This is a genomic window from Mycolicibacterium sp. XJ662 (genome assembly GCF_053484035.1).
In genome coordinates this window covers 53,119-79,242 of record NZ_JBEFTL010000002.1, presented here as the reverse complement: position 1 = coordinate 79,242, position 26,124 = coordinate 53,119, and the positions used below count along the sequence as shown (strand labels likewise).

26 protein-coding genes are annotated in these 26,124 nt (G+C 69.1%); 15 read left to right on the top strand and 11 right to left on the bottom strand.

Annotated features, from left to right (window positions below; all coding sequences use genetic code 11):
• The first annotated feature begins 32 nt into the window (after positions 1–32).
• The gene (locus ABQE93_RS07610) at positions 33–860 is read left to right on the top strand and encodes an aldo/keto reductase (protein ID WP_448407150.1); all 828 of its coding nucleotides are present in this window, start codon (positions 33–35) and stop codon (positions 858–860) included.
• 29 nt (positions 861–889) lie between these two features.
• On the opposite strand, the gene ABQE93_RS07605 is transcribed toward ABQE93_RS07610, so the two are convergent.
• Positions 890–1,318 carry a GlcG/HbpS family heme-binding protein gene (locus ABQE93_RS07605; protein ID WP_448407151.1) on the bottom strand — a complete coding sequence of 143 codons (429 nt, stop codon included), beginning with the start codon at positions 1,316–1,318 and terminating at the stop codon, positions 890–892.
• A gap of 174 nt (positions 1,319–1,492) precedes the next feature.
• Between ABQE93_RS07605 and ABQE93_RS07600 the strand changes: the two genes are divergently transcribed.
• From ABQE93_RS07600 to ABQE93_RS07575, 6 genes are all read left to right on the top strand, one after another.
• Complete coding sequence (locus tag ABQE93_RS07600; RefSeq protein ID WP_448407152.1) at positions 1,493–2,320, top strand: 2-keto-4-pentenoate hydratase; 828 nt, start codon at positions 1,493–1,495, stop codon at positions 2,318–2,320.
• Positions 2,317–3,087, top strand: a complete 771-nt coding sequence (locus ABQE93_RS07595) for a 2-keto-4-pentenoate hydratase (protein ID WP_448407154.1) — start codon at positions 2,317–2,319, stop codon at positions 3,085–3,087. The genes ABQE93_RS07600 and ABQE93_RS07595 overlap by 4 nt, the downstream gene beginning before the upstream one ends.
• Entirely contained in the window at positions 3,084–3,572 is a 489-nt protein-coding gene (locus tag ABQE93_RS07590) for a 2Fe-2S iron-sulfur cluster-binding protein (RefSeq protein WP_448407155.1), read from the top strand. The genes ABQE93_RS07595 and ABQE93_RS07590 overlap by 4 nt, the downstream gene beginning before the upstream one ends.
• A 1-nt stretch (position 3,573) precedes the next feature.
• Positions 3,574–4,494: a catechol 2,3-dioxygenase gene (locus tag ABQE93_RS07585; protein WP_448407157.1), complete on the top strand. Its 921-nt coding sequence runs from the start codon at positions 3,574–3,576 to the stop codon at positions 4,492–4,494.
• A gap of 7 nt (positions 4,495–4,501) precedes the next feature.
• Positions 4,502–5,548, top strand: a complete 1,047-nt coding sequence (locus tag ABQE93_RS07580; RefSeq protein ID WP_448407159.1) for a patatin-like phospholipase family protein — start codon at positions 4,502–4,504, stop codon at positions 5,546–5,548.
• A gap of 67 nt (positions 5,549–5,615) precedes the next feature.
• Positions 5,616–6,053, top strand: a complete 438-nt coding sequence (locus ABQE93_RS07575; RefSeq protein ID WP_448407289.1) for a hypothetical protein — start codon at positions 5,616–5,618, stop codon at positions 6,051–6,053.
• Here ABQE93_RS07575 and ABQE93_RS07570 read toward each other — a convergent pair.
• From ABQE93_RS07570 to ABQE93_RS07560, 3 genes are read right to left on the bottom strand one after another with little or no spacing between them, the layout of a single operon-like run.
• The gene (locus ABQE93_RS07570) at positions 6,005–6,487 is read right to left on the bottom strand and encodes a GNAT family N-acetyltransferase (protein ID WP_448407161.1); all 483 of its coding nucleotides are present in this window, start codon (positions 6,485–6,487) and stop codon (positions 6,005–6,007) included. The genes ABQE93_RS07575 and ABQE93_RS07570 overlap by 49 nt on opposite strands.
• Positions 6,484–7,578: an isochorismate synthase gene (locus ABQE93_RS07565; RefSeq protein ID WP_448407162.1), complete on the bottom strand. Its 1,095-nt coding sequence runs from the start codon at positions 7,576–7,578 to the stop codon at positions 6,484–6,486. The genes ABQE93_RS07570 and ABQE93_RS07565 overlap by 4 nt, the downstream gene beginning before the upstream one ends.
• Positions 7,575–8,219: an acid phosphatase gene (locus tag ABQE93_RS07560; protein WP_448407163.1), complete on the bottom strand. Its 645-nt coding sequence runs from the start codon at positions 8,217–8,219 to the stop codon at positions 7,575–7,577. Before ABQE93_RS07560 ends, ABQE93_RS07565 begins: the two co-directional genes overlap by 4 nt.
• Positions 8,220–8,270: 51 nt before the next feature.
• Between ABQE93_RS07560 and ABQE93_RS07555 the strand changes: the two genes are divergently transcribed.
• Complete coding sequence (locus ABQE93_RS07555; protein WP_448407165.1) at positions 8,271–9,074, top strand: ParA family protein; 804 nt, start codon at positions 8,271–8,273, stop codon at positions 9,072–9,074.
• Positions 9,075–9,123: 49 nt separating this feature from the next.
• On the opposite strand, the gene ABQE93_RS07550 is transcribed toward ABQE93_RS07555, so the two are convergent.
• Together ABQE93_RS07550 and ABQE93_RS07545 are read right to left on the bottom strand one after the other, a co-directional pair.
• Positions 9,124–10,335: an Rv3212 family protein gene (locus tag ABQE93_RS07550; protein ID WP_448407166.1), complete on the bottom strand. Its 1,212-nt coding sequence runs from the start codon at positions 10,333–10,335 to the stop codon at positions 9,124–9,126.
• 18 nt (positions 10,336–10,353) lie between these two features.
• Positions 10,354–11,811 (bottom strand): DEAD/DEAH box helicase, encoded by a 1,458-nt coding sequence (locus ABQE93_RS07545; protein ID WP_448407167.1) that lies wholly within the window; start codon positions 11,809–11,811, stop codon positions 10,354–10,356.
• Positions 11,812–12,044: 233 nt separating this feature from the next.
• Between ABQE93_RS07545 and ABQE93_RS07540 the strand changes: the two genes are divergently transcribed.
• A complete protein-coding gene (locus ABQE93_RS07540; RefSeq protein ID WP_448407169.1) occupies positions 12,045–12,740 on the top strand; it encodes a ferritin-like fold-containing protein in 696 nt (231 codons plus the stop codon).
• Between the two features lie 7 nt (positions 12,741–12,747).
• Here the strand turns inward: ABQE93_RS07540 and ABQE93_RS07535 are convergent, their stop codons facing one another.
• Positions 12,748–13,560 carry a hypothetical protein gene (locus ABQE93_RS07535; RefSeq protein WP_448407170.1) on the bottom strand — a complete coding sequence of 271 codons (813 nt, stop codon included), beginning with the start codon at positions 13,558–13,560 and terminating at the stop codon, positions 12,748–12,750.
• A gap of 255 nt (positions 13,561–13,815) precedes the next feature.
• On the opposite strand from ABQE93_RS07535, the gene ABQE93_RS07530 reads away from it, so the two are divergent.
• On the top strand, positions 13,816–14,070 hold the full coding sequence (locus tag ABQE93_RS07530) for a DUF3107 domain-containing protein (protein WP_448407172.1): 255 nt from the start codon (positions 13,816–13,818) through the stop codon (positions 14,068–14,070).
• On the opposite strand, the gene ABQE93_RS07525 is transcribed toward ABQE93_RS07530, so the two are convergent.
• On the bottom strand, positions 14,057–14,722 hold the full coding sequence (locus tag ABQE93_RS07525; RefSeq protein ID WP_448407174.1) for an HTH-type transcriptional activator FasR: 666 nt from the start codon (positions 14,720–14,722) through the stop codon (positions 14,057–14,059). The two genes, ABQE93_RS07530 and ABQE93_RS07525, sit on opposite strands and share 14 nt — an antisense overlap.
• Positions 14,723–14,853: 131 nt before the next feature.
• Here ABQE93_RS07525 and ABQE93_RS07520 point away from each other — a divergent pair, with 131 nt between their 5' ends.
• From ABQE93_RS07520 to ABQE93_RS07510, 3 genes are all read left to right on the top strand, one after another.
• Positions 14,854–15,903: a DUF3152 domain-containing protein gene (locus ABQE93_RS07520; RefSeq protein WP_448407175.1), complete on the top strand. Its 1,050-nt coding sequence runs from the start codon at positions 14,854–14,856 to the stop codon at positions 15,901–15,903.
• A 173-nt stretch (positions 15,904–16,076) separates the two neighbouring features.
• On the top strand, positions 16,077–17,255 hold the full coding sequence (gene moeZ / locus ABQE93_RS07515; protein ID WP_448407177.1) for an adenylyltransferase/sulfurtransferase MoeZ: 1,179 nt from the start codon (positions 16,077–16,079) through the stop codon (positions 17,253–17,255).
• Positions 17,256–17,291: 36 nt separating this feature from the next.
• Positions 17,292–18,146: a TIGR02569 family protein gene (locus ABQE93_RS07510; RefSeq protein WP_448407178.1), complete on the top strand. Its 855-nt coding sequence runs from the start codon at positions 17,292–17,294 to the stop codon at positions 18,144–18,146.
• Positions 18,147–18,224: 78 nt separating this feature from the next.
• Here the strand turns inward: ABQE93_RS07510 and ABQE93_RS07505 are convergent, their stop codons facing one another.
• Both ABQE93_RS07505 and ABQE93_RS07500 read right to left on the bottom strand, forming a co-directional pair.
• Entirely contained in the window at positions 18,225–18,521 is a 297-nt protein-coding gene (locus ABQE93_RS07505; protein ID WP_448407180.1) for an MGMT family protein, read from the bottom strand.
• A gap of 2 nt (positions 18,522–18,523) precedes the next feature.
• Positions 18,524–19,306: an alpha/beta fold hydrolase gene (locus tag ABQE93_RS07500; protein WP_448407181.1), complete on the bottom strand. Its 783-nt coding sequence runs from the start codon at positions 19,304–19,306 to the stop codon at positions 18,524–18,526.
• A gap of 63 nt (positions 19,307–19,369) precedes the next feature.
• Here ABQE93_RS07500 and ABQE93_RS07495 point away from each other — a divergent pair, with 63 nt between their 5' ends.
• Both ABQE93_RS07495 and ABQE93_RS07490 read left to right on the top strand, forming a co-directional pair.
• Entirely contained in the window at positions 19,370–22,498 is a 3,129-nt protein-coding gene (locus ABQE93_RS07495) for an ATP-dependent helicase (RefSeq protein ID WP_448407182.1), read from the top strand.
• A complete protein-coding gene (locus ABQE93_RS07490; RefSeq protein ID WP_448407183.1) occupies positions 22,495–25,743 on the top strand; it encodes an ATP-dependent helicase in 3,249 nt (1,082 codons plus the stop codon). Before ABQE93_RS07495 ends, ABQE93_RS07490 begins: the two co-directional genes overlap by 4 nt.
• Here ABQE93_RS07490 and ABQE93_RS07485 read toward each other — a convergent pair.
• Positions 25,740–26,123 carry a DoxX family protein gene (locus tag ABQE93_RS07485; RefSeq protein ID WP_448407291.1) on the bottom strand — a complete coding sequence of 128 codons (384 nt, stop codon included), beginning with the start codon at positions 26,121–26,123 and terminating at the stop codon, positions 25,740–25,742. The genes ABQE93_RS07490 and ABQE93_RS07485 overlap by 4 nt on opposite strands.
• Position 26,124: the final 1 nt, after the last annotated feature.

Genomic DNA, 26,124 nt, shown 5'->3' with positions numbered 1-26,124 from the left:
ATACATCTCTGCGCCGGGAGGATCGTTTGACCGTGAAACCAGCACCGACCGTGACCCTGCTCAACGGCGTGGAGATGCCCACCCTCGGCCTGGGCACGTGGCCAATGGACGACGCCGAATCCGTCGACGCCGTGGCCGGCGCGCTGCGCCTGGGCTACCGCCTCCTTGACACCGCGGAGAACTACGAGAACGAGCGCGGCGTCGGCGAGGGCATCCGAAAGTCGGGCATCGACCGCGCCGAGGTGTTCGTCACCACCAAGTTCAACCGCCGCTGGCACAGCGTCGAAGGGGCGAGGCAGGCCTGCGAGGCAAGCCTAAAGCGGCTCGGGCTGGATTATCTGGATCTGTTGCTGGTGCACTGGCCCAACCCCGACCAGGACACCTACGTCGAGGCGGTCGAGGGCCTGGTGCAGCTGCTGGATGCGGGTCTGGTGCGCGCCATCGGTACCTCGAACTTCAAACCGGCTCATCTACAGCGCCTCTTCGACAACGGGATGACACCGCACGTCAACCAGGTTCAGCTCGACCCGTATCATCTGCGCCCGGACCTGGTGGCACTGCACCGGGACCGCGGAATCATCACCCAGACCTGGAGCCCGCTGGGGCGAGGCAATGAGATGCTGAGCGATCCCGCGATCACCGCCGCGGCCGACCGCCACGGGCGCAGTCCAGCGCAGGTGGTGTTGCGCTGGCACGTCCAGCAGGGCTTCGTCCCGACGCCGAAGTCCGCCGATCCGGATCGGCAGCGCGAGAACCTCGACGTTTTCGACTTCACGCTCTCCGACGACGACATGGCCGCGCTGGGGTCATTGGACCGGCCGGATCCCGAGATGCTCGACGCCGACACTTTCGGGCACTAGAAGACACGAAAGACGGTGCAGCGCAGAGCTTATGACGGGGTGACCGCGCTGGCGCCTGCGGCGGCGATCTCGTGGTCCTCCTCGGCGGTGCCGCCGGAGATACCGACTGCGCCCACCACCTCATCGCCGTCGACGATGGCCACGCCGCCGCCGAAGACCATCAACCGGTCCGTTTTGACGATTCCGTGCAGTAGCGCCGGATCGTCCTTGAGCAGGCCCCACCAATCCCGGGTGGGCAGTCCGTTGAACGCCACCACCGAATAGCCCTTGTCCTGGGCGATGCGCGCCGACAACATCGGCGCCCCGTCCATCCGGGCGAAGCTCACCAGGTTGGCTCCGCGGTCGACGACGGCGACGCACACCGGGACGTTGATCGAGGCGGCGTGTTCCATCGCCGCGGTCAACGCACGGTTGGCGCCTGCCAGCGTGATACAGCGTTGCGAGTCGATTTCGGTCATCGCTGGCGAAGCTACCGTAACGCCGCCGGCAGCACCGGTTACTGCCACTGGATGGAATCGGGTGCCGAATCACTAGGCGGTGTGGGATCTTCTAGCCATGGGCGAGCTTCCGTCCAGCAGAAAGTGCCGCCTCCGCCAGCCGTTTAGGCGGTGGGTCGGCGGACGCTGGATGGTATGACGGGCGGTACACCGATGGGCGACGCGACCAGTGTCACGGTCGGAGAGCTGGCCGACCGGTTGTGGCGCGCCGAGTGCGATCGCACCCCGATCGAACCCCTCACCGACAGTCGACCCGATCTCACGCTGGCCGACGCCTACGCAATCCAGGCGCACAATGTTCGGCGCCGGGTGCATGCCGGCCGCGCGATCCGGGGCTGCCGGCTCGGACGCACCTCCCAGCCCAGGCAGGACATCCTCGGCGTCGCCGAACCCGACTTCGGCATGCTCATCGACGACATGTTCGTCGACGACGGCAACGTGGTGGCCTTCGAGACGTTCCTGCAGCCGCGGGTGGTGGCCGAGATGGCGTTTCTGCTGAGCGACGACCTCGTCGGACCGGGCGTCACCACCGCCGACGCGCTCAGCGCGATCGGGGGAGTGCTGCCGGTGCTCGAACTCGTCGACAGCCGCATCGCGGACTGGCGGGTCCGGCTGGCCGACACCGTCGCCGACAACGCCTCCTCGGGGCGGGTCGTGCTCGGCAGCCGGGCCACCCCGGCCACCGGGATCGATCTGCGCCTGGTCGGACTGCTTCTGTATCGCAACGGCGTGGCGATCGAGAGCGGTGCTGGGGCGGCCGCGCTCGGCAACCCGCTGCGGTGTTTGACCTGGCTGGCCAACCGGCTGCTGCCGCCCCAGCGGGGGCTGCGCCGCGGCGACATCGTGCTGTCCGGACCGCTGCACCGCCTGGTACCGGCGCGCCCCAACGACGTCTACGAGGTGGAGTTCGCCCACCTCGGGACGGTGACCGTGCAGTTCGGCGGGGAACGGGGGGCGGCGTGACCGACCCCCGCACCATGGCCGATGCGTTGATCGCCGCGCAGCGCGACCGCGTACCCATCGCGCCGTTCACCAACAAGAACCCGTTCCTGTCGGCCGACGTCGGCTACAAAACGCAGGCACTCATTGTCGAACACCACCTGCAGGCCGGTGAGAAAGTGGTCGGCGCGAAGCTGGGTTTCACCAGCCGGGTCAAACGCCTTGCGCTCGGCATCGACGAACCGGTGTACGGCCTGCTGACCTCGGGCATGCTGGTCGAACACGGCGAGCCGATCAAATACGACGAGCTCATCCATCCGCGCGCCGAGCCCGAACTGGCCTTCCTGATCGGTGAGACGATCGCGCCGTCGACGCCGCCCGCCGGTGTCCTCGCCGCCGTCGAAGCCGTCATCCCCGCTATCGAGGTGATGGACTCGCGCTACAACGAGCCGTTCCGGCTGGCCGACTCCGTCGCCGACAACGCGGGCGCCGCGCGGGTGGTGCTCAGCGCGCAGGGCAGGCCGCCCGGTGAACTGGTCGGCCTGCACGTGCTGGGCTGTATGTTCCGACATCGCGGTGGGGTCGAAACCGCCGCCGGTGGAGCCGTGTTGGGCCATCCTGCCGCCGCGCTGGCGTGGTTGGCGACCGCGCTCGGCTCCCGCGGTGAGCGCCTCGAGGCCGGGTCGATCGTGCTGTCGGGAGGTCTGACCGCTTCGACGGAGCTGCTGCCTGGTGCGGTGGTGTCCGCCGAGTTCGACGGGCTGGGAATGGTGCAACTCCATTGTCAATGACCTCCGAAGCCGATCGCTTGTCCGGTGTCCGCAGGGACCGGGCGGAGCCGACCGCGGCCGCCGCGCCGCCGCCCAGCCAACCCGCCGAAGTGGACAGCGAGCAGATGTCGGAGGTGACGATCCTGCCCGACGGTCTGCGCGTGCCGGCCCGGCCGGGGGAGACGGTGTTGGCCGCGCTCAGCCGGGCCGGGCTGAAGTACCGGGTGGGCTGCAAACGCGGCGGATGCGGCATCTGCAAGGTGCAGTTGGTGCTCGGCGAGATCCGCTACGAGCGGGTGGTCGCGCCGAGCGTGCTCAGCGACGACGAACGCGTCGAGGGCATCTGCCTGAGCTGCCGGGCGGTGCCCATCACCAACATCGCAATCGAACTGCAGGAAGGCGACCGGCTCCGCAAGCTGTTGAGCTTCGTCTTCTCCGACTCGGCGCCGCGACCGCCCACGCAGCCGGCGCCTGACCCCCGTACGGAATCAAAGGAAAGGAAATGACATGGGCATCATGCGATTGGGCTATGTGCACCTGCGGGTGACCGACCTCGAGGAGGCCCGCACCCACTACTCGGACACGATGGGTATGTCCGTCGTACACGAGGAGCCGGGCCGGTTACACCTCAAGTGCTGGGACGAGTGGGACCACCACTCCCTGGTACTCGAGGAAGGTGGCGTCGGCCTCGTCAAGTTCGGCTACAAGTGCTCGTCGGAAGACGATCTGGCCGAATACGAGAAGCGTTGCGCGCAGTTCGGTGCGACGACCGGACGGTTCAGCCGCGGCGAGAACCTGACCGTCGGTGACGGGGTGCGGATCACGTTGCCCAGCGAGCACACGCTCGAGCTGTACAACGACATCGAGTTCACCGGCACCGAAACCGGTTCGATCAACCCCGAGGCGTGGCCACGGCATGCGCGCGGGGTGGCCGGGCACTGGATCGACCACGCGTTGATCGCCGCGGAGGATCCGGGTCTGGTCGAGCGCTTCTTCCACGAGTGCCTGGACTTCCGCACCGCCGAACGGGTAGTCGAGAGCATGGACCATCCCGACCTCGTCGGCACGTGGATGACCGCGGAGAACTCCAACTCCCCGCACGACCTCGCGGTGATCAAGGGGCCCAACAACAAGTTGCACCACTTCGCCTTCCACCTCGACGACTGGGCGGCGATCCTGCGGGCCGGCGACATCTTCTCGATGGACGATGTGCCGATCGACATCGGTCCCACCCGGCACGGCATCACCCGCGGGGAGACGATCTACTTCTTCGACCCCTCGGGCAACCGCAACGAGGTGTTCGCCGGGCTTGGGCACCGCGTCCATCTCGACTTCCCGACGATCAACTGGACGGTGGATCAACTGGGCAAGGGCATCTTCTACCACGCCCGCGAGCTCAACGACCGGTTCACGACGGTGTTCACCTAACCCCGCCATGACGGGCCGCTTTCGCCGTCGTCAACGCGAACGCTCCGCCCTGGCGGGCCCGGCTGCCGAGAAAACGGTATCGCTTGCCTTGCAGGGCGGCGGCGCGCACGGCGCCTTCACGTGGGGCGTGCTCGACGCGCTGCTCGAAGACGGACGGTTCGGGGTGGAAGCCATCACCGGGGCGAGCGCCGGTGCGATGAACGCCGTTGTGCTGACCCAGGGTTGGCTCAACGGAGGCGCCGACGAGGCGCGCAGCCATCTGGAAACCTTCTGGCGGCGCGCCAGCGTCGACGGGTTCTTCGCCCCCGTGCAGCGCAGGCTTGTCGCCCGGATGCTACGGGTGTGGAGCAACCAGGCGGACTTCCTCACCCGCCGGCTGAGCCCGTACGAGACCAACCCGCTCAACATCAACCCGCTGCGAGACGCCCTCGGTGACCTCGTCGACTTCGACCGTCTGCGCGCCTGCCCGGACGTCGAGATCTTCGTCAGCGCGACGAATGTCTGGACCGGCAAAATCGAGGTCTTCCACAGGGCAGAGCTCACCGTCGATCACCTGATGGCGTCGGCCTGCCTGCCGATGGTCTTCCAGGCGGTCGAGATCGACGGCGTGCCGTACTGGGACGGCGGCTACATGGGTAATCCGGCACTGTTCCCGCTCTACTACGAGACCGGCGTCGACGACATCGTGCTGGTGCAGATCAACCCCATCGAGCGCAGGCAGACACCGCGCACCGCGCGCGAAATCCACGGCCGGCTCACCGAAATCACGTTCAACGGCAACCTTCTGCGCGAGTTGCGCGCAGTGGCGTTCGTCAAGCGGCTGCTCGAAAACGGAACGTTGTCGGCCAAGAACTACAAGGACGTGCGCCTGCACCGCATCGACGCCAGCGGGGTACTCGACAAGTACCCGGCGTCGTCGCGCTTCAACGCGGGCTGGGACTTCTTCGTCAAACTGCGCGACGCCGGCCGCGAGACCGCCAAAGCATGGATTGAAGAGCATTACGACGCGGTCGGGGTGCGCGGCACCTTCGATGTGCAAAGCGTGCTGGGGTGACCGGCCTTCGGCCGTGCCGGTACCCTACGGGCGTGACCTGCGTTCGGTGGCCCGGTGCGGCGGCGAAATGACCGTTCCCTCACCGTCAACCGTGCGCCAGGCGGCCGTTCTGGTCGGCCTCGAAGGCCTGGGTGGGCTGATGGCCGCGCTGGTCTACGTGGTGAGCGGGTTGTCCGGTAGCGACCAGCCGGGGATGAACTTCTTCGGCACCGCCGCCTGGTTCGCGATCATCGGCGGCGGGGTCGCCGCCGCGGGGTGGGCGCTGTGGACCGGTCGGCGCTGGGGCCGCGGCATCGCGGTATTCGCGCAGCTGCTGCTGCTTCCGGTGGCCTGGTACATGGCCATCGGCTCACATCAGTGGGTCTACGGCGGGGTGGTGGCGATCCTGGCGCTGATCACGCTGGGGCTGCTGTTCAGCCCGTCCTCGCTGCAGTGGGTGGCGGCGTCCGGCGCCGGTCAGGGTTCAGCGGCCAAGGCCGACAACTCCGGGCCCGACACCCGGTAGGTGATCCAGTCGGTCTGCGGCTTGCCGCCGACGGCGTCGTAGAGCGCGATCGCGTCGATGTTCCAGTCCAGCACCGCCCACGTCAACCGGGTGTAGCCGTTGGCGACGCACTCGCGGGCCAGCGCGGCTAGGAGTTTGCGGGCCAGGCCGCGCCGACGAAACTGCGGCCGGACGTAGAGGTCCTCCAGATAGATACCGGCCACGCCGTCCCATGTCGAGAAGTTGCGGAACCACAAGGCTTCGGCCGCGACCTCGCCGTCGACCTCGGCGAGGTGCCCGAACACCACCGGTGCATCGCCGAAAAGCGCTGCATACACCTGACTTTCGGTGACCGTGCATTCGTCGCTGGCGTGTTCGAAGGCGGCGAGTTCGTGGATCATCGCCGTCAACTCCGCCTCGTCGCCCGGGCGAACGCGACGGATGAGTTCGGTCACGGCTGGGCCTGCAGGGCCGACAGGATCGTGGCGAACTTGCTTGTGGTCTCGGCGACTTCGTCGTCGGGATCTGATTCGGCGACGATGCCGCCGCCCGAATAGGCGGTGGCGGTGCGCCGGTCGGCGGACAACTGCGCGCACCGAATGGACACCACCCAGCGGCCGTCGCCGCGCTGATCACACCAGCCCACGGCGCCGGCGTAGAAGCCGCGGTCGCCTTCCAACTCGGTGATCAGATCGGCAGCCTCATCGGCGGGTACACCCCCGACCGCCGGGGTGGGATGCAGTGCGACAGCCAAATCCATTGCGGTGGTGGACTTGTCGCGCAGCTGGCCGCTGATCATGGTGTAGAGATGCCAGACCGCGTCGGTCTTGCGGAGTTTGGGTTCGGGCGCGATGTCGAGATCCGTGCAGAGCGGATCGAGCGCATCTCGGATCGCGTCCACCACCAGTTGGTGCTCGTAGCGGTCCTTGCTCGACGCGGCCAGCGCAGCGCCGCTGGCCGCGTCGGCCTCGGGATCGGAAAGCCGGGGGGCAGAGCCGGCGAACGGCGCGCACACCACCTGATCGCCGCCGCGCGCCACCAGAAGCTCGGGGCTGGCCCCCACCAGGGCGGATCCTGAGTAGCCTCCGCCTGCCGCGGTCAGATCGGCGAGAAACGCATTCGCTGTCGGGTCGGCGACCACCAGGCGGTCCACGACGGTGCGCGCATCGATCGGGCCGTCGGCAGCCAACCGCAGCGCGCGGGCCAAGACGACTTTGCGCATCGCGCTGCCCGGGTCGCGCAGCCGCTGCAACGCGGCCTCGACGCGGGCACGGTGTTCGTCGGGTTCGGGCCTGGTTTCGACGATGCGCACAGACGGCAGCGCACGCAGCGGCCACTGCGGTGGTTCGTCGAGGAACTGCACCGCCTGCGGCCGCATCAGCGCTGCCGGTTTGGACATGTCAAAAGGTAAGGCGCCCACGATGATCGGCGCGCTGTGGGAGGCCAGCGCGGCTCGCGCCTCGGCGACGTTGGGGAACGCGGTGTGCACTCCTTCGGCGACGACGGCGCCGCCGGAGACCAGGACGAAGCAGGGTTCGCGCGTCATGTCGGCAGGCACGGGTGGCGATGGCCCGTCAGTCCCAGTGCGCTGATCTGGCGCACGCCGTGCTCGTAGCCGCACACCGCGATCGACGCGGCGACCATCGCGAACCGGATCCCGTCTTGCAACGCAAGCTCCACCCAGCGGGTCACCACGGCGCGCGAGAAATGGCCGTGCCCGACGAACACCACATCACGAGATCGCATGTGCACCAACGCATATTCGATAGCGCGGTCGGCGCGGTCGCTGACCTGCTGGACCGTCTCGCCGCCGGGGCAGCCGTGCGTCCACACCAGCCAGTCGGGCACGCTTTGCCGGATCTGTCCAGTGGTGAGGCCCTCGTAGTCGCCGTAGTCCCATTCGGCCAGCAGGGGCGAGACATCGTCGACGGTCAGCCCGGCCAGTTCGGCGGTGACCAGCGCACGGTGGCGCGGGCTCGACACCACCAGCGGGTTGTCGAGGTCCAGTACCGAGAGCGCGTCGGCGGCCAGCTTGGCCTGTGTACGACCGGTGTCGGTGAGGTCGAGGTCGGTGCGTCCGGTGTGCCGACCGGAGCGCGACCATTCGGTCTCACCGTGGCGAAGCAGCAGCAGCCGGTGCCGTTCGGCACCGCTTTCTGGTCCACGCCGCAGTGGCTCGTCGCCCACGCCCACGAATTCTGCCCCACGGCGCGTCGCAAGTTGCGAGCACGTGCCAGGATGGGAAGTGTGACGCGGGTTCTTGCGGTCGCAAACCAAAAGGGTGGCGTGGCCAAGACGACGACGGTGGCTTCCCTGGGCGCGGCGATGGTCGAACAGGGGCGGCGAGTGCTGCTGGTGGACCTCGACCCGCAAGGGTGTTTGACGTTTTCGCTCGGGCAGGACCCCGACAAGCTGGTGGTCTCGATCCACGAGGTACTGCTGGGCGAGGTGGAACCCGACGCCGCGCTGGTCGACACGGCCGAGGGGATGGCCCTGCTGCCGGCCAACATCGACCTGGCGGGCGCGGAGGCCATGCTGTTGATGCGGGCGGGTCGCGAGTATGCGCTCAAGCGGGCGTTGGCCAAGCTCGGCGACCGCTTCGACGTGGTGATCATCGACTGTCCGCCGTCGTTGGGGGTGCTCACGCTCAACGGGTTGACCGCATCCGATGACGTCATCGTGCCGCTGCAGTGCGAGACGCTGGCGCACCGCGGCGTCGGCCAGTTCCTGCGCACGATCACCGACGTCCAGCAGATCACCAACGCCGACCTGAAGCTGCTGGGCGCCTTGCCGACGCTGTACGACTCACGCACCACGCACAGCCGCGACGTGCTGCTCGACGTCGCCGACCGCTACGACCTGCCGGTGCTGGCGCCGCCGATTCCGCGCACCGTGCGGTTCGCCGAGGCCTCGGCGTCGGGTTCCTCGGTGCTGGCGGCGCGCAAGAACAAGGGCTCGTTGGCCTACCGGGATTTGGCCGCCGCGCTGCTCGAGTATTGGAAGAACGGCAAACAACTGCCCACCTTCACCCCCGAGCTCTAAACCGCCGGAAGGGACAAACGGGCGGGAAAGTGCGGGGGGCGGGCTCAGATCAGCCCAATGCGACCACTTCGTCGCCGCGTTGCTCGATGACCACCGCACCCGCTACCGCGGGGACCACCGGCGTCGAATGCGGCGACCGCTTTACCGCGATGTGGCGATCGCCCTGCCCGGTGGCCGGGTCGAACAGGTCGTAGCCCCCGGTGACAGGCACCAGCAGCCGCCCGGCCATCACCGTCGCCGGCCCCAGCGGAACGTCGGGGCCCGACGGCGCGATCGAGTACTTGTAGCGAAGTCCGTTGGCGGAAAATACCATTACCGTGTCGCCGGTCCACCAGGTGATCAGATCCCCCGCACGCGACATCGTGGCGTTCTGCGCCGGGGGTTTGGGCAACTGCGTGCTCGCGACGGTCGCGCCGGTTTCGTCGATGACGTTCACCGTCGGCTGGGGGGTCGGCACGTACACGGCCGTCGTGGTGTCCGCCACGGCGACGACGCGCGCGCCCGAGTCTTCGGCGACGCCCCCCAGCGGCACGTATTTCAGCTCAGGGGTGTCTTCCTCGTCGGACGGCCGCAGCAGCGTCAGCCGTAGGTCAGGCTCATGCGGGCAGGCCTCCAGCACCGACACCGCGCTCGAACTGGCCGCCGCGGACACCAGCCGACACAGCGGCGACACCGGGATGTCGGGTTTGATGCGGGCGTCGATGGCGCCGTAACTGAGCATCCTGACCATGTCGGAGCGCCACAGCTCCAGCCGGGTGTCACCCGCCGACAACACGGTGGTGCCGTCCGATGACAGCCTCACCTCGGGATCGGCGTAGCCCGAACGGGCCGGACCGCGCACCCCGGTGCCGGCGTCGATGGTGCTGACCTGTCCGCAACCGCGGACGTCGGGATACACCGCGACCGCGTACTCGTAGACATAGGTGACCCCACACAACGGCAGATCGCGGGCGTAACTCCACAACGTGTCCCCGCTCGCCGGGTCGCGGCCCTCGACGACACTGCCGTCCCCGGTGACCACACTGCCCGCCACCACCAGCGGTCTACGGGTCTGCGCGCTGGGTGCCGTCCACAGCTGCGCCAGTGCGTCAGGAACCGCCTTGGCCGGCGTCAGTTTCGGCACGGGCTCGGCGGCCGGTCGGCTGATCGTGGCGCGCGCGTCGCTGTTCCACCAGACCAGCGCGATGACGACGGCCACCACCGCGACTATCGCCAGGGCCGCCGCCACATCGGCCTTGGTGCGGCGTTCGGGTTTGACCATCGCGGGGCGGGCGCCTCGCTAGCTGGCGCTGGCCGGCGCCTTACCCGACCGGCGCCGACGCCGACGGCGAGGCTTGGCGTTCTCGTCGGCCGCGGTGTCTTCGCCATCGGCCGGGGTCTGCTCGTTGGTCGACGACCCCGGATGCCCGGTCACCGGCTTGCCGCCGCGGGTCCGCTGCCGGGTGCGGTTGCGGCTGCGGGGACGGTCGGTGGACCGCTCGGACGGCGCGCGTTTGGCCTTCGGTTTGACCGCCGCGCCGACGCGACCACTGGCGTCGGCCGGGATGCCAAGCTCCTCGTACAGGTGCGGTGAGCTGGAGTAGGTCTCGGCGGGTTCGGGGCAGCCCAACCCCAGCGCCTTGTCGATCATTTCCCAGCGGGGCAGCTCATCCCAGTCGACCAGCGTCACGGCGACGCCGGTCTTGCCTGCGCGGCCGGTGCGGCCGATGCGGTGCACGTAGGCCTGCTCGTCCTCGGGGATCTGGTAGTTGATGACGTGGGTGACGTCGTCGATGTCGATGCCGCGGGCGGCGACGTCGGTGGCGACCAGCACGTCCACCTCGCCGTTGCGGAATGCCTTGAGCGCCTTCTCGCGAGCACCCTGGCCCAGATCGCCGTGCACGGCGCCGACCTTGAAGCCGCGCTCGCCGAGGTCGTCGGCGACCTTCTGGGCGGTGCGCTTGGTGCGGGTGAAGATCATCGTGGCGCCGCGACCTTCGGCCTGCAGCACGCGGGTGACCAGTTCCACCTTGTCCAGCGCATGGGCGCGGTAGACGAACTGCTCGGTGGTGTCGTGGGTGGCCGCCGAATGGGGGGCCTCGGCACGGATGTGCGTCGGCTGGTTCATGAACGTGCGGGCCAGCGTGATGATCGGGTCGGGCATGGTGGCCGAGAACAGCATCGCCTGACGCTGGTCGGGGATCTGCTTGAGGATCCGCTCGATGTCGGGCAGAAAGCCCAGATCGAGCATCTCATCGGCCTCGTCGAGCACCAGCATGGACAGCCCGCCCAGTTGCAGGTGGCCCTGTTGAGCCAGGTCGAGCAGCCGGCCGGGCGTGCCGACGACGACGTCGACGCCCTTCTGCAGTGCCTCGATCTGCGGCTCGTAGGGGCGCCCACCGTAGATGGACGTGACGGTCAAATTGCGCTCACCGGCGCGCAGGTGCTTGGCCGCGACCGACAGGTCGTTGAACACCTGCAGGCACAGCTCGCGCGTCGGCACGACGACCAGCGCCCGGGGGATCCCGGACAGCGGCCGCTCGGCGTCGGTCGTGATGCGCTGAAGCAGCGGCACTCCGAACGCCAGGGTCTTGCCCATCCCGGTGCGGGCCTGGCCGATCAGGTCGTCGCCGGCCAGCGCCATCGGCATGGTGAGTTCTTGGATAGCAAACGGATGTTCTTTGCCGTCTTCGCGGAGAGCCTGGACAATCTCGTCACGAACTCCGAGTTCGGCAAAGGTTGGATTGAGATGCGTCATACGCGGTCGAGGTAGCCTTTCACTTGTCGTTCCTCATGGCGTCCACACGCGCGCACGAGTTCGACGAAGCTGCTGCCGGGGCCCAGCGCTGAGGTAGGCGGACCAACTGCGTGCACGCACATTTCTTCGGAAGCGGCAAACCCAAAGTGCTCTGAGCACCACTGCCACCCGTCATCATACCCGTGCGGCCTCGCCCGGCGGTCGGCGCGCCGGGCGGCGTTTAGGCTTGGCCCATGACTTCCACGCCGGGGCCCGAGCCCAAGCCCACCTCGGTGTCACCGGGCGTCTCCCCGGATCACCCCGGTGTCAACGAACTGTTCGCGCTGCTGGCCTACGGCGAGGTTGCCGCGTTCTATCGGCTTACCGACGAGGCGCGGATGGCTCCCAACCTGCGCGGCCGGATCAACATGGCCATCATGGCCGCCGCCGAGATGAACCACTACGAGGTGCTCCGAGATGCGTTGCAGCGCAGGGGAGTCGACGTGGTGCCGGCGATGACGAAGTACGCGTCGGCGTTGGAGAACTACCACCGGCTGACCACGCCGAGCACCTGGCTGGAAGCGCTGGTGAAGACCTACGTCGGTGACGCACTGGCCGCCGACTTCTACCTCGAGATCGCCGACGCACTGCCCGACGAGATCTCCGACGTGGTGCGGGCAGTGCTGGCGGAAACCGGGCACTCACAGTTCGTCGTCGCCGAAGTGCAGGCCGCCGTGACCGCCAGCGACAAACAGCGCCATCGGCTGGCCCTGTGGTCGCGGCGTCTGCTCGGTGAGGCGATCACCCAGGCGCAGTTCGTGCTGGCCGATCACGACGAGTTGGTCGACCTGGTGATGGCCAGCGGTGAGGGTCTGAGCCAGATGACCGAGTTCTTCGACCGGCTTCAGCGCACACACGCCTCCCGCATGGAGGAGCTGGGCCTGGCCTGAGGCCGGGCTACTTCGTGCAGTTGGTGATGATCGTGTTGTTGTTCTGCGCGGCGATCACCGCACCCGACGCGTCGGTGATGCTGCAGTTGAGCTGACCCGCAACGCTGGTCGCGGTGACCGAGCTGAGCTCCACACCGGGGTCCAACACGATGGTCTTGGCCCACGGCAACGCCGCGTTGACGTCGGTTCTCAGCGCGCCCTGCGCGTCGGTGTAGATCACCGTCACCAGATCGATCAGCTGGCGATTGCCGGTCACCCGGTACGTCACCGTACGCGGTGCGGGCGCCGGCGGCGGGGCCGCCTGAGCGGGCGGGACGGCCTGTGTGGGTGGCACGACCGGCTGCGCGGTCGGCTGTGCGGTTGGTGCGGCCTCGGCCGACGGCGTGACGGTGGTGACGGTCTCCGGCGGCAGGGTGGGAACCAGCGGCGCGCGCGTGGCCGACGACGCGGTCGCGCTCGGGCTGGGCGCCGTCGACGTCTGAGCGGCCGTAACCGAACCGCTGTCCCCACCGCCGAGGATCACGCCCGTCGTGCCGACGGCGACGAACAGGATGGCCCCGGCGATGCCGGCCACCCACATCCAGCGCCGGTCGATACGCGCCTCGTCGTCCTCGAAATCGGCGTACTCATCGGCGTAGTCGTCGTACTCGTCGGCGTAGTCGTCGTAGTGCTCGTCGTACCCCTCGTCATAGCCAGGCCGGTACCCGGCGTCGTAGTGGGGGTCGTAGTCGAGCTGGTCGACGGGCGATCCGCCGTCGTGGCCGCGGCGTTCGGTCGGGGTCAGCGAATACGGCGACCGCGCGGTAAAAGGCCTGTTCATGTGGGCTTTCCCAAGTCGTATCGAGCAATACCTGCCTGATGCTATCGATGCGGGAGTGACGCATGAGGTCTAGCGGTCGGTGTGTTGGTTACGGTCCGGCCTCGGTTCGGTCGCCGTTTGTAGCCGACGGCCGCAATGCGTTCATCGGAGGCTTCGCTGCCCGCGAACTCACCGCCTCGGCGCGGCCTCGACGGCGTCCATTAGCCTTGGTCCAAACAGTCCCGGCAAGTGCGACGAACGGAAAGGGTCCGCAGCGTGGAGGTCAAGATCGGTGTCATGGACAGCCCGCGCGAGCTGGTCTTCAACAGCGCACAGACGCCCAGCGAGGTGGAGAAGTTGATCACCGACGCGCTGGAGCGGCAGTCGGGTGTGCTGGCCCTGACCGACGAGAAGGGCCGGCGCTTTCTGGTGCAGACCACCAAGATCGCCTACGTCGAGATCGGCGCGGCCGACGTGCGCCGCGTCGGGTTCGGCGTCGGAGTGGGAGCCGAGCCGGCTAAGACCGGGTAAGCGGCACGTGTGACAAACCGCCCCAGATGAACTGCACGGTGCCCTCCACGGCGTCTTCCTTGGAGATCGGGCGCTCGGCGTTGAGCCAGTAGCGCGCCGAATCGACGCTGATGGCGACCAGGCCGACGGCGATCATCCTGGCCCGGTGCGGCTCCAGCCCGGAATCGTGGCTGATCAGGTCGAACACCGCGTCGGTGCAGGCTTCGGTGGCCACCTTGACCTGCGCGGCCACCTGCGGTTCGGTGACGTAATCGTTTTCGAAGATCAGCCGGTAACCCTGGCCGTCGTGCTCGATGAAGTCGAAGAACGCCTGCACGGCGGCCCGCACGCGCTGGCGGTTGTCGGTGGTGGTGCGCAGCGCCTGGCGCACCCCGGAGACCAGGTTTTCCACATGGCGCTGCAGCACCGCCAGGTATAGTTCCAGCTTCGACGAGAAGTGTTGGTAGAGAACGGGTTTGCTTACGCCGGCGCGATCAGCGATCTCGTCCATGCCTGCGGCGTGATAGCCGCGGTAGACGAACACCTCGCTGGCCGCAGCGAGCAACTGCCCACGACGTTCATCGCGTGGCAGCCTGTTGCCGCGCCGGTTGGGTCCGTTGCCGTTTCCCGGCGGTGCGCTCCTCCTCGCGGCGGGGTTCGCGAGATCGCTCATCATGTCCTTCGTCCGGTCAGTTTCGGCAATGACACTACTACCGTCGGCAAAGCCGTAGTGGTAGGCCGTTGTCGGCTTCTTCGGTGGCGCGCCGGAAGTGCCTGCGCTTCGGCCTGTGTCATCCTGATTCGGTGACTCACGACTCGGAGCGTCGCGTGGGCTCGCGCGTCCGGGCCGATGTGCCCGCGCTGCGTAACGAGTGGCGCGAGCCACTACGTGCGCAACGCGATCCGCTGTCCCAGGGGTCTGGGCGGATCAGGTCCAACCGCGACGAGCACCGCCAGGTCCGCAAACAAACCTGGCTGGGCCGCTTCGTGTCCACCTACGGTTGGCGCGCCTACGCCTTGCCCGTGCTGATGGTGTTGACCGTCGTCGTCGTGTACCAGACGATCACCGGGACCAGCGCGCCGCCCGTAGCCGAGCAGGCCGAAGGCCCCGTACAAGGCCCGCCCACCATCGGGGTGGCCAGCACCGCCATCATCGGCGCCCCGCCCAAGGGTCTGACTGAGTTCGACGCCAACCTGCCCACCGGGATCCTGCCCGCGGGCGGTCCGTTCACCCAGGCCGGCGCCAAGACGTGGCACGTCGTGCCCGGTGCCGCCCCACAGGTGGGGGAGGGCACCGCCAAGGTGTTCACCTACACCGTCGAGGTGGAGAACGGCATCGACACCACGACGTTCGGCGGCGACGACGGGTTCGCCAGAATGGTCACCGAAACCCTGACCAACCCCAAGAGCTGGACGCACAACCCCCAGTTCGGGTTCGTCCGCGTCGACGAAGCGTCCGGGGTCCAGCCGGATTTCCGGGTGTCGCTGACCACGCCCATGACGATCCGCGAGGGCTGCGGCTACGACATCCAGCTCGAGGCGTCCTGCTACAACCCCGCCTACATCGACGGCCAGCCACGCGTGTTCATCAACGAGGCCCGCTGGGTGCGCGGGGCGATTCCGTTCCAGGGCGATGTGGGGTCCTACCGGCAGTACCTGATCAACCACGAGGTCGGCCACGCCATCGGCTACCAGCGGCACGAGCAGTGCCCGGAAAACGGTGAGCTGGCGCCGATCATGATGCAGCAGACGTTCTCCACCAGCAACGACGACGCGGCCCGCTTCGACCCCGGCACGGTCAACCCCGACGGTAAGACCTGCCGGTTCAACCCCTGGCCCTATCCGATCGCCTGATCCGCGGCCTTGTTGCCGCGAGCGACCGTGCCTGTACGCCGACACGCCGGGTACGCAGGTACGAACGCGCCCTCTCGCGCGCGTCGAGCAACCGTGGGAAGCACAGGGGCCGCGTTGCTGTTGACTCGGGTACCTGCTGTGATGGACGAGAAAGCCAATCAAGGAGTAATTCGGTGTCGACACCGTTGCCGCCGCTGGTTGAACCGGCGGCCGAACTCACGCGTGACGAGGTTGCGCGCTACAGCCGTCATCTGATCATCCCCGACCTCGGGGTCGACGGGCAGAAGCGGCTGAAAAATGCCCGGGTGCTGGTGATCGGGGCTGGCGGGCTGGGTTCGCCGACGCTGCTGTACCTGGCCGCGGCCGGGGTGGGCACCATTGGCATCGTCGAGTTCGACGAGGTCGACGAATCCAACCTGCAGCGCCAGGTCATCCACGGACAATCCGACATCGGCCGGTCCAAGGCGCAGAGCGCACGCGACTCGATCCTCGAGATCAACCCGCTGCTCGAGGTGCGGCTACATGAGTTCCGCCTCGAACCGGACAACGCCGTCGACCTGTTCTCCCAGTACGACCTGATTTTGGACGGCACCGACAACTTCGCCACCCGCTATCTGGTCAACGACGCCGCGGTGCTGGCGGGCAAACCGTATGTGTGGGGCTCCATCTACCGCTTCGAGGGCCAGATCTCGGTCTTCTGGGAGGACGCCCCCAACGGAGCGGGCCTCAACTACCGCGACCTCTACCCGGAACCGCCACCCCCTGGAATGGTGCCGTCCTGCGCCGAGGGCGGGGTGCTTGGCATCTTGTGCGCGTCGGTCGGCTCGGTCATGGGCACCGAGGCGATCAAGCTGATCACCGGCATCGGTGAACCGCTGCTGGGACGGTTGATGGTGTACGACGCGCTCGAAATGAGCTACCGCACCATCAAGATCCGCAAGGACCCGGCCACCCCGAAGATCACCGAGCTGATCGACTACGAGGAGTTCTGCGGCGTCGTCTCCGACGCGGCCGCCGAGGCCGCCGCCGACGCCACGGTCACCCCGAGGGAGCTTCGGGAGCTGATGGATTCGGGCAAGCCGCTGGCGCTGATCGACGTGCGCGAACCCGTCGAGTGGGAGATCAACCGCATCGAGGGCGCCGAGCTGATCCCGAAGACCGCCTTCGAATCGGGCGAGGCGCTGGCCAAACTGCCCGTGGACCGCACACCGGTGTTCTACTGCAAGACCGGGGTGCGCTCGGCCGAGGTGCTGGCCATCGCCAAGAAAGCCGGCTTCTCGGACGCCATGCACGTGCAGGGCGGAATCGTCGCGTGGGGTAAGCAACTCGAACCCGACATGGTGATGTACTAACGCCTGGTTTGCCCGTGCGCGGCTTAGGCTGAGCTCGTGACAGTCGATGGCCCGCCGGATCATGTGCTGGCGGCGTTCGGGCTGACCGGCGTCGAGCCGGTTTCGCTTGGCTCGAGTTGGGAGGGCGGCTGGCGCTGCGGCGAAGTCGTGCTGTCGATGGTGGCCGATCACGCCCGCGCCGCGTGGTCGGCAAAGGTGCGCGAAACCCTGTTCGTCGACGGCGTGCGGCTGGCGCGGCCGGTGCGCTCCACCGACGGCCGGTATGTGGTGGCCGGTTGGCGCGCCGACACGTTCGTCGCGGGCAGCCCCGAACCGCGCCACGACGAGGTGATCTCGGCCGCCGTGCGGCTACACGAAGCGACCGCCAAACTCGAACGTCCGCGGTTTCTCACCCAGCCCCCAGTCGCGCCGTGGGCCGACGTCGACGTCTTCATCGCCGCCGACCGCGCCGCGTGGGAGGAACGTCCGTTGCATTCGTTGCCGCCGGGCGCGCGGGTTTCGCCCGGCTCCGCCGACGGCCAGAAGTCAATCGAGTTGCTCAACCTGCTCGCCACGCTGCGCAGGCCGACAAAGAGTCCCAGCCAGTTGGTTCACGGCGACCTCTACGGCACAGTGCTTTTCGCCGGCACCGCCGCCCCGGGTATCACCGACATCACCCCGTACTGGCGGCCGGCGCCGTGGGCGGCCGGCGTGGCCGTCGTCGATGCGCTGTCATGGGGCGAGGCCGACGACGGGCTGATCGAACGGTGGAACGCGCTGCCGGAATGGCCACAGATGTTGTTGCGCGCGTTGATGTTCCGCATCGCCGTGCATGCGCTGCATCCCCGGTCGACGGCCGCGGCGTTTCCCGGGCTGGCGCGGACGGCCGCGTTGGTGCGGCTGATCCTCTAAGCCGGGTTTCGGGCGCGAACGTGGGTTACCCGCACGCTTTCGCGCAACGGAGCGTGTCGGTAACCCACGTTCGCCGGCTCAGAACGTGTGGCGCACCTGCGCGAGCGGGACCCGACCGTCGGAGGCCAGCACCCCTTCGGCGCGCAACAACTCGAGTTGTCGCGTCGTCAGGTGCGGTGCGGGCCGCCCCGATGCCCGGATCACGCGGTGCCACGGCAGATCCGAGGAGTCGGTGCGCATGATCCAGCCGACGATGCGCGCGCTGGAAAGCCCTGCGGCCTCGGCGATGTCGCCGTAAGTCGACACCCGGCCGGGTGGAATGGCCGCGACCAACGCCCGCACGGTCTCCACCTGCTCGTCGGTGACGGCCGCCATCGTCAACGCCGCTTCAGCGCGTCGCGGATCAACGCCGCCGTGTCGGCGGGGCGGGCGTGGGCCACCATGTGGTCACAATCCCACTCGGCCAGCGTGAAAGCGTCCCCGAGATGTTGGCGCAGCGACGCGATCAGCTCATCGGAGGCGTAGGCCGGACGGGTGCGGGCAGCGCGCACCAACGTGGTCGGAGTTTCCTTGGGCGGCAACGTGGCCGGGCGGGCCAACTCGCTCCAGTAGGCCATCATCGCCGGGATGCTGATCCGCCATCCCACCCGCCCGTTGGGCAGCGCGACCAGGTGCTCGTCGAGTTCGCGGTCCAATTCGGCCGGTTCGATTTCACCCCACGAGCCGTTGGCCTTCTCGGCGCGGGCTTCGGCGCGGTCGGTGTAGTCGGGGGAGGCCAGCATGTTCTCGGCGATGTCGCGCATCCACGCGCCGTCGAGCCCGACGGCCGGGTCGAGCAGCACCAGCGCCGAGACGAGGTCGGGCCGGGCGGCAGCGAGATCCAACGCCAGCCCGGCGCCGAACGAGTGCCCGACCACCACCACAGGTCCGTCGGCCTCGATGAGGGCGGTCAGCGCAGCGACATTGGCATCCATCGTCCACGGCGCCGCCCACGACGACCGGCCGTGCCCGATCAGGTCCGGTGCGACAACCGCGAACTCGGTCAGGTGCCGCGTCGCCAGCGTTTGCCACCGTTGACCGTGCCCGGTCAGGCCGTGAAGCAGCAGAACGTCGGTCGGCCGCGCCGGGCCATAGCGGTGCACATACAGGTCGGCGGTCACGGATGTGATGCTGCCACCAGCGTCGACCGCGAATTGTCAGACCCCCATGGTGTTATTCGGGGCATGTCCGCACCGCACACCGATCTGACACCGGCCGCGCTCGCTGAACCGGGCACGCGCGGGATGGTCCGCGTCATCGGCGGCGCGGGCACCGGTAAGAGCACGCTGCTGGTCCGAACGGCCGCCGCGCACATTGCCGCCGGGGTCGATCCGGAATCTGTTCTGCTGCTGACGGGTTCGGCCCGGCTCCGAGTCGAGGCCAGGGCCGCCGTCACCGCGGCGCTGCTGGGTGCCGGTGGACGCGCGGTCGTGCGTGAACCGCTGGTGCGCACCGTGCACTCCTATGCCTTCGCGGTGTTGCGGTTGGCCGCGCAGCGCAACGGCGACCCGCCGCCGCGCCTGATCACCAGCGCCGAGCAGGACGGCATCATCCGCGAACTGCTCGCCGGTGACCTCGAGGACGGCGACGCGTCGGCGGTCGCCTGGCCGGGGCATCTGCGTGCGGCGCTGGGCACCACCGGATTCGCCACCGAGTTGCGTGACCTGCTGGCGCGCTGCACCGAGCGCGGCGTGGATCCTGTTGAGCTGCAACGCATCGGGCGTCGTGCGCGTCGTCCCGAGTGGCTGGCCGCAGGGCAGTTCGCCCAGGCCTACGAACAGATCATGTTGTTGCGCTCCGCGGTCGGGATGGCCGCGCCGCAGGCCACCATCCCCGCCCTGGGCGCGGCCGAGCTCGTCGGGGCGGCGTTGGAGGCCTTCGCCACCGACGCCGACCTGCTGGCCGGCGAACGGGCGCGGGTGAAACTGCTCCTCGTCGACGACGCGCAGCAGCTGGATCCGCAGGCCGCGCGGCTGGTGCGGGTGCTGTCGGCGGGCGCCGAACTCACCGTCGTGGCAGGCGATCCCAACCAGGCGGTGTTCGGCTACCGTGGCGCAGATCCCGCGCTGCTGCGCGGCGAGGAGCCGGCGATCACGCTGAGGCAGTCCCACCGGTGCGCACCGGCGATCGCCGATGCGATCACGGCGGCCGCACGACGGCTACCGGGTGTCGACCCGGGCCGCCACCTCGACGGCGCCGACGGACGCCGGGGCGCGCTGAGCGTGCGCATCGCCGGCTCATCACACGCCGAGTCGGCGCTGATCGCCGACGCGCTGCGCCGCGCCCACCTCGTCGACGGGCTGCCGTGGTCGCAGATGGCGGTGGTCGTGCGCTCGGTGCCGCGGCTCGGCGCCGCACTGGCCCGCGCGCTGGAGGGTGCAGGCGTGCCCGTCGAGATGTCCGCAGCGGGCGCACCGTTGGCCGCACACCCCGCGGTGCAGGCGCTGCTGACGGTGCTCGAGGCCACCGCGCACGGGCTCGACGGCGACCAGGCGCTTGCGCTGGTGACCGGACCGATCGGCAGGGTCGATCCGGTGTCACTGCGGCAGTTGCGGCGCAGTCTGCGCCGCGCCGACGGCAGCCAGCCCCCGCGTCCCCTCACCGAACTGCTCGTCGCGGCCCTGGAACAGGGCACCGACGCGTTGCCCGACACGCTGGAGCGTTCGATGCGACGCGTGCGCGCCGTGTTGACCGCCGCGCGCCGCACGGTCGACGAGGGCCAAGACCCGCGCTACACCCTGTGGCAGGCCTGGCACCGCTCCGGTCTGCAGCGCCGATGGCTGAGCGCCAGCGAACGTGGCGGCACCGCGGGCGCGCAGGCCGACCGCGACCTCGACGCGGTCACCGCGCTGTTCGACGTCGCCGAGCAGTACGTCAACCACACGGCGGGTGCGTCGCTGCGGGGTCTCATCGACCACATGGCCGACCTCGGCGCGCCGGCCGCCCCGCGTGACGAGCGCGACGTCGACGCGGTCGCCGTGCTCAGCGCACACGCATCGCTCGGCCGCGAATGGGAGTTCGTCGTGATCGCCGGTTTACAGGAAGGGTTGTGGCCCAACACTGTTCCGCGGGGCGGGGTGCTGGGCACCCAGCAGCTGGTCGACGTCCTCGATGGGGTCGCGGCCGACGAGGACCGCGGGTTGTCCACCCGGGCGCCCCTGCTGGCCGAGGAGCGCCGGCTGCTGATCGCCGCGATGGGACGCGCCCGCGACCGGCTGCTGGTCACCGCGGTCGACAGCGACACCGGCGACGACTCGACGCTGCCGTCGTCGTTCTTCCACGAACTGGCCACCATGGCCGACGACGCCGACCCGGCCGCTTTCACACCGGTCAAGGCGCCGCGGGTGTTGACGCCAGCGGCGTTGGTCGGTCGGCTCCGAGCGGTGGTGTGTGCACCCAACGACGCCGTCGACGACCGCGTCCGGGCCTGCGCCGCAACACAGTTGGCGCGGCTGGCCGTGGCCGGGGTGCCCGGTGCGGATCCGGCGCAGTGGTACGCCATGACACCGGTGTCCTCCGACGAACCGTTGTGGCGCGGCGATGACCACACGGTCGCGCTGTCGCCGTCGACGCTGCAGATCCTCACCGACTGCCCGCTGCGCTGGATGCTCGAACGCCACGGCGGCACCGACGGCCGCGACGTACGCTCGGCGGTCGGATCGCTGTTGCACGCGCTGGTGGCCGACCCGGGCAAGACCGAGAGTCAGCTGCTCAACGAACTGGAAAAGGTCTGGGACAAGCTGCCCTACGACGCCGCCTGGCATGCCGACAACGAGCTGACCCGGCACCAGTCGATGCTGTCGACGTTTCTGCAGTGGCGGGCCCAGACACGCCGAGAGTTCACCGAGGTCGGTACCGAGGTCGACGTCGACGGGGTCGTCGCGCCCGGTGGCGACGGCGAACCGCAGGTACGGGTACGCGGCCGGGTGGACCGCATCGAGCGCGACAGCGAAGGCCGGCTCGTGGCCGTCGACCTCAAGACCGGTAAGAGCCCGGTCACCAAGGACGACGCGCAACGGCACGCCCAGTTGGCGATGTACCAGCTCGCGATCGCCGAAGGCCTGCTGTCCGAGGGTGATTCACCCGGTGGTGGCCGGCTGGTCTACCTCGGCAAGCCGAACGCCGCCGGTGCCACCGAACGCGAGCAGGACGCGTTGACGGCGGACACGCATGCCCAGTGGCGTGAGGCCGTGCGCCGCGCCGCTGCCCAGACCCAGGGGCCGCAGTTCGTCGCACGCATCAACGACGGCTGCAGCCACTGCCCGGTGCGCGCGATGTGCCCGGCGCAACAGCTCTCTGGAGGCCGGTCATGACGGCGCGCTACAGCCCCGCCGAACTCGCCGACCGGCTCGGCCTTTTCGCGCCGACCGAGGAACAGGCCGCCGTCATCGCCGCACCGCCGGGACCGCTGGTCGTCATCGCCGGAGCCGGCGCAGGTAAGACCGAAACGATGGCCGCCCGGGTGGTGTGGCTGGTCGCCAACGGCTATGCCAGGCCCAGCGAAGTGCTCGGGCTGACCTTCACCAGGAAAGCCGCCGCCCAACTGCTGCGCCGGGTCCGCACCCGGCTGGCCCGGCTGGCCGGCACCGGTCTGACGCCCGACGCCGAGGCGGCCGACTACCAGGAACCGGCCACCATCAGCACCTACCACGCGTTCGCAGGCAACCTTCTGCGTGAGCACGGGCTGCTGCTGCCGGTCGAACCTGAAACGCGCCTGCTCAGCGAAACCGAGATGTGGCAGTTGGCGTTTCGCGTCGTGTGCGAGCACCCGGAGCTCGAAACCGATAAGACACCGGCGGCCATCACGTCGATGGTGCTGCGGCTGGCCGGTCAACTCGCCGAACACCTCGTCGACACCGAGCAGCTGCGCGACACCCATGTCGAGCTGGAGCGGCTGGTGCACACGTTGCCCGCAGGGCCGTACCAGCGCGACCGCGGGCCCAGCCAGTGGCTGCTGAGGCTGCTGTCGACCCAGACCGAGCGCACCGAGCTGGTGCCGCTCATCGATGCGCTGCACCAGCGGATGCGCGCCGAGAAGGTCATGGACTTCGGCATGCAGATGGGCGCGGCGGCCCGGCTCGCCTCGTCGTTCCCCCAAGTCGGCGAGCAGTTGCGGCAGCGCTACCGGGTGGTGCTGCTCGACGAGTACCAAGACACCGGCCACGCGCAGCGGGTGGCGCTGTCCTCGCTGTTCGGTGGGGGAGTCGACGACGGTCTCGCGTTGACGGCGGTGGGCGACCCCATCCAGTCGATCTACGGCTGGCGCGGCGCATCGGCGACCAACCTGCCGCGGTTCACCACCGACTTCCCGCGCTCTGACGGCACCCCCGCACCCACCCTCGAGCTGCGGACCAGCTGGCGTAACCCGCCGCGTGCGCTTTACCTGGCCAACGCCGTCTCCACGCAGGCGCGGCGCCGGTCGGTCGCGGTGCGCACCCTGCTGCCCCGCCCCGACGCGGAGCCCGGCACCATCCGCTGTGCACTGTTGAACGACGTTGCGGCCGAACGGGAGTGGGTGGCCGACCACATCGCGCGGCGCTACCACGGCGCGCAGGCCGACGGCGCCGCCACGCCGACCGCCGCGGTGTTGGTGCGGCGCAACGCCGACGCCGCGCCGATGGCCGAGGCGCTCAGCGCCCGCGGTGTTCCGGTCGAGGTGGTCGGGCTGGCCGGTCTGCTCGACGTGCCCGAGGTCGCCGACGTGGTGGCCATGCTGCGACTGCTGACCGAGCCCACCGCGGGCAGCGCCGCCATGCGGGTGCTCACCGGGCCGCGCTGGCGGCTGGGGGGACGTGACGTCGCGGCGCTGTGGCGACGCGCGCTCGACCTCGACGACACCGCCCCGGGCGCCGACAACGAAGCCGTCGAGCGGATCGTCGCGCAGGCCGCACCTGACGCCGACGCCGCCTGCCTGGCCGACGCCCTCTGCGATCCCGGTCCCGCGGCGGCCTATTCGACGGCCGGGTACGCCCGGATCGTGGCGCTGGGCCGCGAGTTGACCGCGCTGCGCGCGCACCTGTCGCATCCGCTGCCCGACCTGGTCGCCGAGGTGCGCCGGGTGCTCGGCGTGGATGTCGAAGCCCGGGCGGACCAGCCGGTTTCGGCGGGATGGTCGGGTACCGAGCACCTCGATGCGTTCGCCGATGTGGTCGCCGACTTCGCCGCCCGCCCCGCCGCGACCCTGCCTGGTCTGTTGGCGTACTTCGCCGTGGCCGCCGACGCGGAGGACGGGCTGGCGCCCGCGGAAATCGCCGTCGCGCACGACAGGGTCCAGATCCTTACCGTGCACGCGGCCAAGGGGCTGGAATGGCAGGTGGTGGCGGTGCCGCATCTGTCCGGCCGGGTCTTCCCGTCGACCGGATCGGCCCGCACTTGGCTCACCGACGCCGGTGAGTTGCCGCCGCTGCTGCGCGGCGACCGCGCCACCACCTCCCGCCACGGCGTCCCGGTCTTGGACACCTCCGACGTCAACGATCGGAAAAAGCTGTCGGACAAGATCTTTGACCACAAGAAGCTGCTCGAGCAGCGCCGCATCGATGAGGAACGCCGGCTGCTGTACGTGGCGCTCACCAGGGCCGAGGACACGCTGCTGTTGTCCGGGCACCACTGGGGAGCCACCGAGAACAAGCCGCGCGGACCGTCGGAGTTTCTGCACGAACTCAAAGACGTCATCGAGCAGTCGGCGGCCGGCGACCCGTGCGGGGTCATCGAGCACTGGGCACCGGCTCCCGCCGACGGTGAACCGAACCCGCTGCGCGACAAGGTGGTCGAGGCGATATGGCCGGCCGACCCGAGCGGACCGCGGCGCGGCAACATCGACCGGGGCGCCGAGCTGGTGGCGCAGGCGATGTCGACAGAGTTCGACTTGCCCACTGCCGACTCCGACGAGGGCTGGGCATCGGACGTCGACGCGCTACTGGCCGAACGTGACCGCGCGGCCGAACCACCCGCACCGCCGCCGCTGCCGACGCAGATCTCGGTCAGCACCATGGTCGAGCTCGGCCGCGACCCCGACTCGCTCACACAGCGGCTGCGGCGGCGACTGCCGATACGGCCCGACCCACATACGTTGCTGGGCAATGCATTCCACGACTGGATCCAGCGTTTCTACCACGCGGAGCGGTTGTTCGACCTTGACGATCTGCCAGGCGCGGTCGACCACGACACCGGCGTCGCCGACGAGCTCGCCGAACTTCAGACAGCGTTCGCGGTGTCGCCGTGGGCCGCGCGGACCCCGCTGGACGTCGAGGTGCCGTTCGACATGGTGATCGGTGATCGGGTGGTGCGGGGCCGCATCGACGCGGTGTTCGCCGACGCTGACGGTGGTGCGACGGTGGTGGATTGGAAGACCGGTGATCCGCCCGCCACACCGGAAGACAAGCAGCACGCGGCCATTCAGCTGGCGGTGTACCGACTGGCGTGGGCGCAGTTGCACGGCCGTCCCGTCGATTCGGTGCGTGCGGCGTTTCACTACGTGCGGACGGGAGCCACCGTCGCACCCGACCTTCTCCCCGGCGCGGAGGAGTTGGCGGCGCTGCTAAAGACGCGCGCCGCCTAGGAGGTGCGGTAGATCTTGACCGCCTGCAGGACCATCGGAATCTGCAGCGGCAGTCGGGCGAGCGCACCGATGCGCAGCACCAGCGGCTTCTTCGGTTCCTGGGACCACAGCCGGACCATGTTGACGTTGGCGGGAAACACCGAAACGAACAAGGCGACAGCGGCCAGCGCACCGAGGCGACGGGTCTTGGGCGCGGCCAGCAGGGCCGCGGTGCCGAGCTCGGCCACCCCGGAGGCGTAGGTGTAGAACCGCGCGCTGCCGGGCAGCTCGGCCGGGACGATCGCGTCAAACGGCTTCGGCGCCAGAAAATGCAGGCTGCCCACACCGAGCAGCATCGCTGCCATCCGATGCGCGGGTGCCGGGTCGGCCATCTGCTGCAGC

Bases quoted from the DNA above. Each gene is read 5' to 3' on its own strand.
- ABQE93_RS07535 (WP_448407170.1), bottom strand. From the start codon at position 13,560: ATGAACAGGCCTTTTACCGCGCGGTCGCCGTATTCGCTGACCCCGACC.
- ABQE93_RS07575 (WP_448407289.1), top strand. From the start codon at position 5,616: ATGACCGTTCCCTCACCGTCAACCGTGCGCCAGGCGGCCGTTCTGGTC.
- ABQE93_RS07600 (WP_448407152.1), top strand. From the start codon at position 1,493: ATGACGGGCGGTACACCGATGGGCGACGCGACCAGTGTCACGGTCGGA.
- ABQE93_RS07565 (WP_448407162.1), bottom strand. From the start codon at position 7,578: ATGACGCGCGAACCCTGCTTCGTCCTGGTCTCCGGCGGCGCCGTCGTC.
- ABQE93_RS07490 (WP_448407183.1), top strand. From the start codon at position 22,495: ATGACGGCGCGCTACAGCCCCGCCGAACTCGCCGACCGGCTCGGCCTT.
- ABQE93_RS07605 (WP_448407151.1), bottom strand. From the start codon at position 1,318: ATGACCGAAATCGACTCGCAACGCTGTATCACGCTGGCAGGCGCCAAC.
- ABQE93_RS07550 (WP_448407166.1), bottom strand. From the start codon at position 10,335: ATGGTCAAACCCGAACGCCGCACCAAGGCCGATGTGGCGGCGGCCCTG.
- ABQE93_RS07505 (WP_448407180.1), bottom strand. From the start codon at position 18,521: ATGGCGGCCGTCACCGACGAGCAGGTGGAGACCGTGCGGGCGTTGGTC.
- ABQE93_RS07555 (WP_448407165.1), top strand. From the start codon at position 8,271: ATGGGAAGTGTGACGCGGGTTCTTGCGGTCGCAAACCAAAAGGGTGGC.
- ABQE93_RS07580 (WP_448407159.1), top strand. From the start codon at position 4,502: ATGACGGGCCGCTTTCGCCGTCGTCAACGCGAACGCTCCGCCCTGGCG.
- ABQE93_RS07590 (WP_448407155.1), top strand. From the start codon at position 3,084: ATGACCTCCGAAGCCGATCGCTTGTCCGGTGTCCGCAGGGACCGGGCG.
- ABQE93_RS07525 (WP_448407174.1), bottom strand. From the start codon at position 14,722: ATGAGCGATCTCGCGAACCCCGCCGCGAGGAGGAGCGCACCGCCGGGA.
- ABQE93_RS07495 (WP_448407182.1), top strand. From the start codon at position 19,370: ATGTCCGCACCGCACACCGATCTGACACCGGCCGCGCTCGCTGAACCG.
- ABQE93_RS07585 (WP_448407157.1), top strand. From the start codon at position 3,574: ATGGGCATCATGCGATTGGGCTATGTGCACCTGCGGGTGACCGACCTC.
- ABQE93_RS07545 (WP_448407167.1), bottom strand. From the start codon at position 11,811: ATGACGCATCTCAATCCAACCTTTGCCGAACTCGGAGTTCGTGACGAG.
- ABQE93_RS07540 (WP_448407169.1), top strand. From the start codon at position 12,045: ATGACTTCCACGCCGGGGCCCGAGCCCAAGCCCACCTCGGTGTCACCG.